Source organism: Gordonibacter pamelaeae 7-10-1-b, from assembly GCF_000210055.1.
GTDB lineage: Bacteria > Actinomycetota > Coriobacteriia > Coriobacteriales > Eggerthellaceae > Gordonibacter > Gordonibacter pamelaeae.
Genome location: NC_021021.1, coordinates 247,570 through 259,635, shown reverse-complemented (window position 1 = coordinate 259,635; position 12,066 = coordinate 247,570). Strand labels below are relative to the sequence as shown.

The following is a 12,066-nucleotide window of genomic DNA, read 5'->3' as shown; positions in this document are numbered from 1 at the left end:
CGGCGCCTCGCCTGCGCCGGCCTTGGCGCCGGGGATGGCGCCCGCCACCGCCGGATCGTCGGGCGACTCGCACAGGCCGTCGAACTGGATGCACGGCCGTCCCTCCGCAAGCCCCATGCGCCGTGCGAAGGCCTCGGCGGCGCCCAGGTCGATGTGGCAGTAGCCGTGCGGGTTCTTGCCCAGGTAGTCCTGGTGGTAGTCCTCGGCTGCGTAGAAGCCGTCGAGGGGCTCGATCTCCGTGACGATGGGCTCGGTGTAGCGCGCCTGCTGGCGGCGCAGCGCCGCCTCGATGGCGGGCAGGTCGGCCTCGTCCTGCCAGTAGATGCCGCTGCGGTACTGCGTGCCCGCGTCGTTGCCCTGGCGGTTCAGGCTCGTGGGGTCCACGACCTCGAAGAAGCCGTCGAGCAACACATCGGTGGGCAGGATGCGCCGGTCGTAGGTCACGGCCACCGTCTCGGCGTGGCCCGTGTTCCAGTTGCACACGTCGCGGTAGCTGGGGTTCTCGGTGGAGCCGTTCGCGTAGCCCGCCACCGTGCGCCGCACGCCGGGCAGGCGCTTGAGGAATGCCTCGAGCCCCCAGAAGCAGCCGCCGGCCAGGTAGAGCGTGTGCAGGTCCTCGCCGTCCGTCCCGCCGCGACGGCCTTCGCCCGCCTGCCCTCCGTGCAGGTGCGGGCCTCCGGCCGACGGGCCGTGCAGGTGCGCGCCGCGTGCCGGTGACGATCCGGCCGGGCGGTTCGTGTTCTCAGCGTCCATGGAGCGTTCCTTTCCTCGCTTGGTCGCCTCCATGGTAGTGCGCCTTGCGGGCGCCCGGCGCGGCCTTCGCGAAACCGTCACGCACGCGTTGAGCACGCGGGCTTTCGCGAGGCCCGGCGCGGCATCGCTCACTCGCCGCGGTCATCCTTCTGCGCGAGGCCGCGCTCGTGGCAAAACGCGTCGAAGGCGTCGAGCAGCTCCATCTTCGTATGGATGCCTATCTTGCGGTAGATGTTGTAGATATGCGTCTTCGCCGTTCCCTGCGCGATGAACAGCTGGTCGGAGATGTACTGGGTGTTGCGCCCCTTGACCAGCAGGTCGAGCACCTCCATCTCGCGTTTCGACACGCTCCATATCTCTCCGAACGCCACGAGGCTCTGGGCGAAGCCCCCTTCGCCGCGGCTGGCGGTGGCCGCTTCTTCGGAGAGGATACGCTCGTCGGCGACCCCCTGGACGGAGAACATCTCCTTCTCGGTGAACACGAGCGTCGAGGCAGCCACCACCACCACGATGCCCACGGCCATGGCGACGAGCGTCGGGTCGAGGGGCAAAAAAGTCGTTGCGTACCCTATCGACCAACCTCCGAGGATGCCTCCGGTGATGGCCAGGCGGGCGAATCCGAGCGCGCGCACGAGCGACAGCCCCCGTACCTTCACGGCATTGCAGAAGTCGTTGAGCGCAGTGATCTCGAACGTGAGGTAGGCGAGCATAACGCATGCGCTGGCAACGAAATAGGTTCGGTCGTCCGAGAAGAGAAACGCGGCAAAACCCACGGCGAACAGCAGCGGGATGAGCCGGTATGCCAGGTAAAGCCGTCGCGCGCCTTTCTGGGACCGGAAAGTGGCTGCCAGGAGAACCCCCAGCACCAGGCAGCAAGGTGCCTCGATGTAGGGGCCGACGAAGCCTCCCCCGAACCCATTGCACACTGCGACGCTCGTCATGAGGCCGAACAGGAGGGCGTACAGGCCGAGCGTGCAGGCCATGCGGTGCATGTAAGGGAACGTGGTCTCTCCGTCCGTCCCCCCTGGCTGCCCATGCGAGAACATGGAGGGCTCGCCCGTCTCCTTGGTGTAGAAGCGGTTCGACAACGAGAACGCCAGCCCAGAGAGCACAGGCAGCGCGGCTGCGCAGGCGAGTGCCATACGCGCGTCGAGGCTCATGATGACGATGCAGAGCAGGGCCCCTGCCGCATAGGAGAGCGCCATGTAGAGCGCCGTCTCGCCCACGCGCATATGCCCGAAGAAGCACAGCCACAGCATGAACGTAGCCGCATCGGCCAAGGCGACGAGCGCAGCCGAGCCGATGACGAGACCGCCTTCTGCCGCAAGGAGCGACACGGTGCCCAGGGGGCCGACGACGAAGCAGGCTGCCAACAGCACCTTGCGGCCCCCGTCGGAGGAGAGCTGCCGTGCGAACGCCACGATGGCGGCGACGGAAGCCAGCCTGAAGCCCAGCTCCCAGATCTCGAAGGGCGCTCCTGCGAAGGATACGTCGCCCACGATGGGCGAGGGAGACACGCCTATCAGGAACAGCCATGCCCAGTAGAAGCCGAACCCGAGGAGCCGGGCCGGGAACAGGTTCTGCGATTTCATGGCATCTACCCCCTCGTTGCGGATCCCTCCGACGAAACCCGCCGTTGCCGCCTTTCCCCTGTCGGCGTCACCTATCAGTATAGGTGGCATACCCGCCGCGCCTGAATAAACCAAACGTCGTAAAACCGCTTTTACGCCGGTCGGTTGGTTATATCCGACTCCATCCGAACCTATCATCCGCTTCGAGGCCGTAGCTGGCGCCTGTGCCGACGGCACGCGGCGGCGGCGAGCGGTAGGAGCTAGAACGAGGGAGGATGATGCTCATGAGCGCGGACACGAGGGGCGATACGGTCTTTCGCGGCATCGCGTGGTCGGCGTTCGCCTGCAGCGCGAACACGGCGTGCGTCGACGTGAAGGACGGCCGGGTGCTGCGCATCCGGCCCCTGCATTACGATGAGATAGAGGGAGGAAAGGAGCGCAGGCCCTGGCGCATCAAGGCTCGCGGGAAGACGTTCGAGCCGGGTGAGAAGACGCTTCTCCCCCCGCTTTCCCTAAGCTACAAAAAGCGCGTCTACTCCAAGAACCGTATCCTTCACCCGATGCGCCGCGTGGACTGGGATCCGCATGGCGAGCGCAACACGCAGAACCGCGGCAAATCGAAGTACGTCCGCATCAGCTGGGATGAGGCAACGCAGATCATCGCGGACGAGATCAAGCGCGTTCACGACGAGTATGGCCCGCTTGCCATCCTCTGCCAAGCCGACGGCCATGGCGAGACGAAGGTCGTCCATGCACCCCATGGCTGCCAGGCCATGATGCTCGACCTCGTGGGCGGTTACACGCTGCAGGCGCGCCAACCCGACAGCTGGGAAGGATGGTACTGGGGCGGCAAGCATATCTGGGGCATGGAGCCCGTGGGCATGCAAGTGAACCAGCGCAACCTGTACAAGGATATCTGCGAGCACGGCGATGCCATCCTGTACTGGGGCTGCGACTTGGAGACAACGCCATGGGGGTGGGGCGGCGAGCAGCCCTCGCGCATGGCGTACTTCCTGGAGGAGCTGGGCGTGCGCCCGTTTTTCATCTCGCCGGACCTGAACTATGCGGGCGCTGCGCACAAGGGCAAGCCGGGCGCGCCCGTCAAGGGGAAATGGATCCCCGTCCTGCCCAACACCGATGCCGCGCTGCAACTGGCCATCGCCTACACGTGGATCACCGAGGGCACGTACTACCGGGATTACGTGGACACCCATACCGTGGGCTTCGACTGGTTCGAGCGCTACGTGCTCGGCGGCGAGGATGGCGTGCCCAAGACGCCGAAGTGGGCAGAGGGGAAGTGCGGCGTGCCCAGCTACACCATCAAGGCCCTCGCGCGCTATTGGGCGAAGCATGCCGTGTCCATCGCCCATGCCGACGGCGGCGGCATGATACGCTCGCCGTTCTCCGCCGAGCCGGCGCGCCTCGAGATCGTGCTCTTGGCCATGCAGGGCCTCGGCCGTCCTGGCACAGGCCAGCTCCACCTCATAGAGTTCGGCCAGTTCGGCTTCGACGAGTGGAATCCCCTGCCTCGCTCCGAGAAGTACTTCGAGGTGCCCGGAGCCTACCATGGGTGGATGGAGACGATCGGCCACCAGGCATTCGTGCCCAAAACCATGGTGCCCCAGGCGCTCATGCTTCCCGAGGGCGAGAAGTTGCGTTGGTACGGGCACGTCGTATGCACGGCGCCGCGCGAGGACCAGTTCATCCCGTTCGAGTTCCCCGTCGACGGCGCTCCGATGATTCACATGATCTGGTCGGACTCTCCTAGTTGGACCACGTGCTGGAACGGTGGCTTCGCCATGCAGGAGGCCCTGCGCTCCAAGCGCGTGGAGACCGTCGTGATGCAGCATCCCTGGTTCGAGAACGACACGCTGTTCGCCGACGTCGTACTTCCCGTGAGCACCATGTTCGAGGAGAAGGACATAGCCGTGGACAACTGGACCGGGCAGTTCAACCTCATGTACGTACAAGACGATTGCGTGGACCCTCTTGGCGAGTCGAAGTCGGATTGGGAGTGCGTCATCGAGGTGGCCCGAAAGCTCGAGCGTTTCGGCGGCGCGTACGAGAACCTCGTGGAGCGCTATACGCGGGGCATGGACGTCGACGAATGGATCAAAGCCGGTTTCGACAGCGCCCAGGCAGACGCTCTCATGTCCTACGAGGAGTTCGCGGAGCGGAAGATATGCGTTGCGCCCACCGCCGAGGGCTGGGAGGACGATCCGGTGGCGCTCGCCGCCTGGTACGACGATCCCGCGAGCCAGCCCTTGCAGACGCCCACCCGCAAGATAGAGATCTACGCGACGGGGCTCGCAGAGCATTTCCCTGATGACGAGACGCGGCCCGTGGTGCCGCATTGGATCGAGGAGTCCGAAGAGCTCAAGGAGCGCCTGTCGTGCGACCGCGCCGTGCGCTACCCGTTCCTTATGGTGACGAACCATCCGCGTTGGCGCGTGCATTCCGAACATGACGACGTGACGTGGCTGCGCGAGATACGCACCTGCAAGGTGGAAGGCCCGGACGGCTACCTTTACGAGCCCGTTTGGCTGAACCCGGTGGATGCTGGAAGACTCGGCCTTGTCGATGGCGACGTGGTGCGCGTCTACAACGAGCGCGGCAGCGTGCTGGGCGGCGTGTACGTGAACGAGCGCATCATGCCCGGCGCGGTGTACCAGGACCACGGCGCGCGCGTCGATCCTATCGTGGGAGGAAGGGGAGGGCTCGACCGCGGCGGTGCGAACAACCTGATATGCCCCGAGGCATGCGGCTCCCGTAACACCGCTTCGGAAGCCACGAACGGCTTTCTGGTAAACGTGGAGAAGGTGGACGTGGCCGCCTTGGCTGCCCTGCACCCCGATGAGTTCGGCCGCGCGTACGACCCGGCCGACGGGTTGCGCGTGTCCGCTTGGATGGTTGAGGACGAGTAGCGGCGCAGGCGCGCGGCCCGCTTCGTCGGCGCGCGCCCGACCCGCGGAAATGGAGAGGAACCCATGAAGGTATTCGTATTCGACTTGGACAAGTGCAACGGCTGCCACAACTGCCAGATCGCCTGCAAGGACGAGCATGCGGGCAACGACTGGAGCCCCTATGCGCTGCCCCAACCCGACACCGGGCAGTTCTGGTGCAAGGTCGACGAAGAGGTGTGCGGCAAGGTGCCCCACGTGCGCGTGAACTATTTGCCGCGCCTGTGCAACCACTGCGACGAGGCTCCCTGCAGGGCGGCCTCGCCCGAGGCGGTGCGCAAGCGCGACGACGGCCTCGTGCTCATCGACCCGGCCGAGGCGGGCGCGCGGGAGCTCGTGGACGCCTGCCCCTACGGAGCGATCTTCTGGAACGAGGAGCTGGGCATCGCCCAGAAGTGCACAGGTTGCGCCCATCTGCTCGACGACGGCTGGGCCGAGCCGCGCTGCGTGGACGCCTGCTGCACGGGCGCCTTACGCTTCGGCGAGGAAGAGGAGTTCGCCTGCGAGCTTGCGAAGGCCGAGACCCTGTCGCCCGAGTTGGGCACCGCACCTCGCGTGTACTACCTCAACAAGCCTAAGCGCTTCGTGGCTGCCACCGTGGTCGACGTGGAGGCCGACGAGGTGGTGGAGGGGGCGCGGGCGACGCTCGTGCGCGCGACCGATGGAGAGACAACGGCCGTATGCGTTGCAGACGAGTTCGGCGACGTGTGGATCGACGGCGTGGAGCCGGGTGCGTATCGCCTGTGGATACAGAAGGAGGGCTACCTTGACCTGCCGTGCGACGTCGACGTGGTCGAGAAGGATTACGCGGTTCCCGAGCTGCGCTTCTACCGTGAGCCGACGCTGCCCTAGGCATCGGCAAGGGTGCTTTGCGGCGAGACAAGCAACCAAACGAGGAGGGATTCCGAAATGAAAGAGGAGAAACAAGGCAGGAAAGAGAAGAAAGCCGTCAAACGCGGCTACGGGATGAACGAGCGACCGCATGCGGGCGAGCTGGGCGCGTTCGGACTGCAGCACGCGCTCATCATCTTGTTCCAGACGCTGCCGGCGCCGCTTTTGATCGCAGGCGGTCTCGGCCTCGGGCCGGGGGAGACCTCCATCCTGATAGCGTCTGCGCTGTTCGTGAGCGGTATCTGCACGTTCATCCAGAGTTATGGCGTGGGTCCTCTGGGCGCGCGCATCCCCATGGTCATGGTGGGCAGCTTCGTGTTCATCGCGCCCGCGCTGCTCATCATCCCCGAAGCGGGATTCGGCGGCTATATGGGTGCTTGCATCGTCGCCGCCGTTATCTGCGGCGTGGTGTTCGTGCTGTTCTCCGATTGGCTCAAGGTCATATTCCCGTCGTTCGTGTCGGGCGCCGTTCTGCTCGTGCTGGGAACGGGGCTTATCGGCAACGCGCTCGCGAACTGTGCGGGTGGCAGCGGTGCTGCGAGCTTCGGCGAGCCTGTTAACCTCGTGCTCGCGGGCGTCACCTTCCTCGTCGTGCTTATACTGAGCGTGTTCGGGAAAGGCTTCGTCAAGGGGGCTGCGCCGCTCATCGGCATGGCGGCCGGATTCGCTATCAGCGTCGCCATGGGTATGGTGGACTTCTCATCGGTCTCCGAGGCCGCCTGGATCGGCTTGCCGCAGCCGCTGCATTGGGGCATCTCGTTCCCGATCGACGCCTGCGTGGTTATCACGCTCGTGGCCGTCTGCGGCGTTGTGGAGATACTCGGCACCACGTCTGCCACCACGACCGTCGCCGAGAATCGCCTAGCCACGCCTGGCGAGACGCGCCGCACCGTGCTGACCCAGTCGGTCACGAGCGTGTTCGCCGGCCTGTTCAACGCCGTACCTACCATCTCGGGCAGCGCGAACATCGGCCTCATGGGCATCACGCGCGTGTTCAGCCGCTACGCGGTTGCGGTTGCAGGCGGCATCGTCCTGCTCATGGGCCTGTGCCCCAAGCTGTCCGCCGTGTTCTCGGTTATTCCGAATCCCGTGTTCGGCGGCGCCGTGATCATGATGTTCGGCACTATCCTGGTCAACGGCATGAAGATCATCATGGAAAGCGAGCAGACCGCGCGTACGCAGACGATCCTGGCGGTGGCGCTGGCCGTGGGCGTCGGCTTCAACTCGGTGGCCGGGGCGCTCGACCAGTTCCCGTTCTGGGTGTCCACCATGCTCTGCGGGGTGCCCGGCACCGCCTTCGTCGCCGTGATCCTGAACGTGCTTTTGCCCGGACGCAACCTTAAGCGCCCGGACCCCGCCGATGCCGGCGCCGAGACTCATGCAGCTGCAGAGACCGCCGAGGAGGAGGCGCCGTTGGGAGCCTGAAAGGCCGTCGTGCGGGGCGCGTCCATACGGGGGCGCGCCGCCGCACGGCACTGTTGCGTAACCTGTGCAACTTGCTCAAGCCCTTTCGGAGAAAGGGCGCGATAGGGGGATGCCATGAAATCTCAAGGGTATGGCATGGATGAGCGACCGCCGGTGCGGGAACTCGTACCGTTCGGCGTGCAGCATGCGCTGCTCGTCGCGTTCCAAGCGCTTCCGGCGCCGCTGCTCGTCTCGGCGGGCCTGGGGTTCAGCCCCGCCGAGACCACGGTGCTCGTCGCCTGTGCGCTGTTCGTGGCCGGCGTCTCCACGCTCGTGCAGACGCTCGGCATCGGGCCGGTAGGCGGCAAGCTGCCCATTGCCATGGTATGCAGCATTGTGTTCGTTTCGCCGGCACTGCTCATCGCGCCGCAGGTAGGATACGCCGGCTACGTCGGGGCGTGCCTGGTCGGCAGCCTCGTGTGCGGCGTGGTATTCTTCGCATTCTCGGACAGGCTGAAAGTGGTCGTGCCCTCTTTCGTGTCAGGTGCGGTGGTGTTCGTACTGGGCACCACGCTTCTGGGGGTGGCGTTGGGCTACTGCGCAGGCGGGGCCGACAGCCCGGGATTCGGCGATCCGGCGAACTACCTTCTTGCCGGCATCACGCTTGCCACGGTGCTGGCCTTCAATGTGCTCGGCAAGGGATTCCTGCACGGGGCTGCCCCGCTCATCGGCTTGGCCGTGGGGTTCGCGACGGCAGCAGCGCTCGGTCGCGTCGACTTCGGCCCGGTGGAGGCGGCTGCGTGGTTCGCTTTTCCCGAGCCGTTGCGCTGGGGCATCGCATTCCCGATCGACGCCTGCATCACCATTGCGTTTCTGGCCATCTGCGGAGTGGCCGAGCTCTTGGGCGACACGTCGGCCACGACCATGCTCACCGAGGAGCGCATGCCCACCAAGAGGGAGACGCGCGGCGTTATCTTTACCCAGGCTGTCACGAGCGGGTTCTCCGCGCTTTTCAACAACGGACCCACCATATCGGCCAGCGCGGATGTGGGCCTGCTCGGCATCACCCGCGTCTTCAGTCGCCATGTGGTTGCCGTGGCCGGCGCCATTATGATCGTGGCCGGCCTCTGCCCTAAGGTCAGCGCGCTGTGCTCAGTCATTCCCACTCCGGTGTTCGGTGGGGCGGTCATCCTCACGTTCGGCGTGGTCATGGTCAGCGGCATGAGGATCATCATGCAGGATCGGCCCGATGCGCGCACCACCACCATCGTGGCCGTGTCGTTGGCGGTAGGGCTTGGGTTCAACGCGCAGCCCGAGGCACTGGCAAGCTTCCCGCTTTGGGTGTCGATGTTCTTGAGCGGCGTGCCTGGCACGGCCTTCACGGCCGTCATATTGAACCTGGTGCTGCCGGGCAGGAAGAGGGCTTCGGCGGATTCCACGGGCAAAGCGGCGCCCGAGGTGGGCGCGAGAGAGGACGGGGACGGGATGGGCTCCCCGGGCGGGCGCGGCTTGCGGTAGCGTGGCGACCCAGAGGGCGCGGCCTTCGCGAAACCGTCACGCACGCGTTGAGCACGCGGGCTTTCGCGAGACCCGGCGCGGCATGACGGTTTCCCAACCGAATCCTGCTTATTCGGCGTAAAGTGGTGCCGATCTTGTGACAATTAGGCGACGAGCCCTATACTGGTTGCAAAGCAAAGGTTCCGCGATAGGAGGCTTCCCATGACAGAGGAACCCAACAACGGCACGTCCGCCGCGTGCAAGGCGCCCGGAGCGCAGGAGAAGGCTATCGACGTCGCCGTCATCGGGGCAGGGCCGGCCGGGCTCACGGCGGGGCTCTACGCCGCGCGCGCCGGGCTCGAGGCCGTGGTGTTCGAGCGCATCGCACCGGGCGGGCAGCTGGCCCAGACCGAGCACATGGAGAACTACCCGGGCTTCCCCGACGGCACGAACGGCTTTGAGCTGGCCTTCTCCATGAAGCAGCAGGCCGATCGCTTCGGCGTGCGCAACGTGGGCGAGGAGGTGCTCTCCGTCGACTTCACCCAGAACCCCAAGGTGCTCAAGACCGCGTTCAACGAGTACCGCGCCAACAGCGTGATCATCGCCACCGGCGCGCGCCCGCGCAAGCTGGGGCTGGAGCTGGAGGAGGAGCTGCAGGGCCGCGGCGTGTCGTACTGCGCCACCTGCGACGGCAACTTCTTCCGCGACAAGACCGTCATGGTGGTGGGCGGCGGCAACACGGCCGCGGGCGACGCCATCTACCTGTCGCGCATCTGCAAGAAGGTGTACCTGGTGCACCGCCGCGACAAGCTGCGCGCCACCGCCATCTACCACAAGCGCCTGGAGGACCTGCCGAACCTGGAGTTCGTGTGGAACGCCGTGCCGCGCAAGCTCGTGGCCGACGAGGGCGCGCTCGCGGGTGTGCGCGTGGAGATGCTCGAGACGGGCGAGGAGCGCGACATCGCCGTGGACGGCCTGTTCGTGGCCGTGGGCACCGAGCCGAACACCGAGTTTCTGGCTGGTGCGCTGACGACGGACGAGACGGGCTACATCGTGGCCGGAGAGTCGGGCGAGACGGAGGTTCCCGGCGTCTACGTGGCCGGGGACGTGCGCACGAAGTTCCTGCGCCAGGTGGTCACCGCCGTGGCCGACGGGGCGCTTTGCGCCGAGGAGGCGGCGGAGTACCTGGCCATCTAGGGGAGGCGCTGCGGGAGGGGCTGCGCTTTGCGCCGCTCTCTGATATCATGAACCAGTTACCGTAAAGGCGCCCGGTTGCCCTGTGCACCGGGCGCTCGCCGCGCGCGGGGCGTGCGCCGCGCAACCACGTTCAAGAAGGACATATCCCATGCAGGAAACGGACATGCGAGAGAAGCTCGAGAAGATCATCCAGGCTTACGAGGACCTCCAGGGGCGCATGGGCGACCCCGCCGTGCTCGCCGATCAGAAGGAATACAACCGCCTGGCCAAGGAGTACGCGAGCCAGGGGCCGCTCGCGAAGAAGGCGCGCGAGTACGTGCAGGCTTCCGACGACCTGGCCGCGGCCAAGGAGATGATGGCCGACCCCGACATGCGCGAGTTCGCGCAGGAGGAGATAGCCGGGATCGAGGCGAAGCTCCCCGCGCTCGAGGAGGACATCAAGTTCATGCTCATTCCGGCCGACCCGGCCGACGACAAGGACATCATCGTGGAGATCCGCGCGGCGGCCGGCGGCGACGAGGCGGCCATCTTCGCGGGCGACCTCTACAAGATGTACGAGCGCTTCGCAGGCGCGCAAGGCTGGAAGACCGAGACCATGGACGTGTCGGCCTCCGAGGCCGGCGGCTTCAAGGAGATCCAGTTCAAGGTCAAGGGCGACCACGTGTACTCGGTCATGAAGTTCGAGAGCGGCGTGCACCGCGTGCAGCGCGTCCCGAAGACCGAGAGCCAGGGGCGCATCCACACGTCCACGGCCACGGTGGCGGTGCTGCCCGAGGCTGACGAGGTGGAGGTCGACATCAACGAGAACGACCTGCGCATCGACGTGTACCGCGCCGGCGGCCCGGGCGGCCAGTGCGTCAACACCACCGACTCGGCCGTGCGCATCACGCACCTGCCGAGCGGCCTGGTGGTGCAGTCGCAGGACCAGAAGTCGCAGCTGCAGAACAAGATCGCGGCCATGGCCGTGCTCCGCGCGCGCTTGTACGAGAAGATGCTCGCCGAGCAGCAGGCTGCCGAGGGGGCCGAGCGCCTGGCGCAGATCGGCTCGGGCGACCGCTCGGAGAAGATCCGCACCTACAACGGCCCGCAGGACCGCGTGACCGACCACCGCATCGGCTACAACGGCACCTACAACGGCGTGCTTTTGGGCGACGGCCTGGGCGACGTGATCACCGCCCTGCAGGCCGCCGACCGCGCGCAGAAGCTGGAAGCCGTGGTCTGATGTTCCGGCGGCCTGCCGGCCGCCGGAACCTGCCGACGCTGCGAAGGCCCGTAGCACGCCGTCTTCGCGCGATCCCGCGGGCTCGCGTACCGAAGTACGCTTCGTCCGCGCGATCCCGCGAATACGACGCACCACGGGCCTTCTCGCTGACTTACTACGCCAACCGGCGACTCCGTCAACCTGCGAGGTTTTGATCATGGCTGAAAACGACATCTGGACCATCAAGGCCGCACTCGACTGGACGGTGGGGTACCTTGAGCGCAAGGGGGACGAGAACCCGCGCATCTCGGCGCAGTGGCTGCTGGCCGAGGCGTGCGGGCTCTCGCGCATCGAGCTGTACACGCGGCTCGACCAGCCGCTGTCGATGGACGAGCGCGACGTGCTGCGCGGCTACGTGACGCGCCGCGGCCAGGGCGAGCCCCTGCAGTACATCACCGGCGAGGTGGGCTTCCGCCATATATCCGTGCAGGTGCGCCCCGGCGTGCTCATCCCGCGCCCCGAGACCGAGGTCCTGGTGAGCGAGGCCCTGGCCCTGCTGCCGCCCGCGCCGCGCCCGCGCGCGAAGGACGAG

9 protein-coding genes are annotated in these 12,066 nt (G+C 66.4%); 7 read left to right on the top strand and 2 right to left on the bottom strand.

Going from position 1 to position 12,066, the window contains the following annotated elements; genetic code table 11:
* Together msrA and GPA_RS01130 are read right to left on the bottom strand one after the other, a co-directional pair.
* A partial coding sequence (gene msrA / locus GPA_RS17150; protein ID WP_156791102.1) for a peptide-methionine (S)-S-oxide reductase MsrA occupies window positions 1-753 on the bottom strand: 753 nt, incomplete at its 3' end.
* A 128-nt stretch (window positions 754-881) separates the two neighbouring features.
* Window positions 882-2,345, bottom strand: coding sequence for a response regulator transcription factor (locus GPA_RS01130; RefSeq protein WP_015538707.1), 1,464 nt, complete (start codon window positions 2,343-2,345; stop codon window positions 882-884).
* Between the two features lie 263 nt (window positions 2,346-2,608).
* Here GPA_RS01130 and GPA_RS01125 point away from each other — a divergent pair, with 263 nt between their 5' ends.
* From GPA_RS01125 to GPA_RS01095, 7 genes are all read left to right on the top strand, one after another.
* Entirely contained in the window at window positions 2,609-5,248 is a 2,640-nt protein-coding gene (locus tag GPA_RS01125; protein ID WP_041239903.1) for a molybdopterin-dependent oxidoreductase, read from the top strand.
* Between the two features lie 63 nt (window positions 5,249-5,311).
* Complete coding sequence (locus GPA_RS01120; RefSeq protein WP_015538705.1) at window positions 5,312-6,136, top strand: 4Fe-4S dicluster domain-containing protein; 825 nt, start codon at window positions 5,312-5,314, stop codon at window positions 6,134-6,136.
* A 57-nt stretch (window positions 6,137-6,193) separates the two neighbouring features.
* On the top strand, window positions 6,194-7,600 hold the full coding sequence (locus GPA_RS01115; RefSeq protein ID WP_015538704.1) for a uracil-xanthine permease family protein: 1,407 nt from the start codon (window positions 6,194-6,196) through the stop codon (window positions 7,598-7,600).
* Between the two features lie 135 nt (window positions 7,601-7,735).
* Window positions 7,736-9,097: a uracil-xanthine permease family protein gene (locus tag GPA_RS01110; RefSeq protein WP_015538703.1), complete on the top strand. Its 1,362-nt coding sequence runs from the start codon at window positions 7,736-7,738 to the stop codon at window positions 9,095-9,097.
* Window positions 9,098-9,298: 201 nt separating this feature from the next.
* Entirely contained in the window at window positions 9,299-10,273 is a 975-nt protein-coding gene (trxB, locus tag GPA_RS01105) for a thioredoxin-disulfide reductase (protein ID WP_015538702.1), read from the top strand.
* Window positions 10,274-10,421: 148 nt separating this feature from the next.
* Window positions 10,422-11,495, top strand: coding sequence for a peptide chain release factor 1 (gene prfA, locus GPA_RS01100; RefSeq protein WP_015538701.1), 1,074 nt, complete (start codon window positions 10,422-10,424; stop codon window positions 11,493-11,495).
* Window positions 11,496-11,691: 196 nt separating this feature from the next.
* The coding region (locus tag GPA_RS01095) for a N5-glutamine methyltransferase family protein (protein ID WP_414735660.1) at window positions 11,692-12,066 on the top strand (375 nt) is incomplete at its 3' end.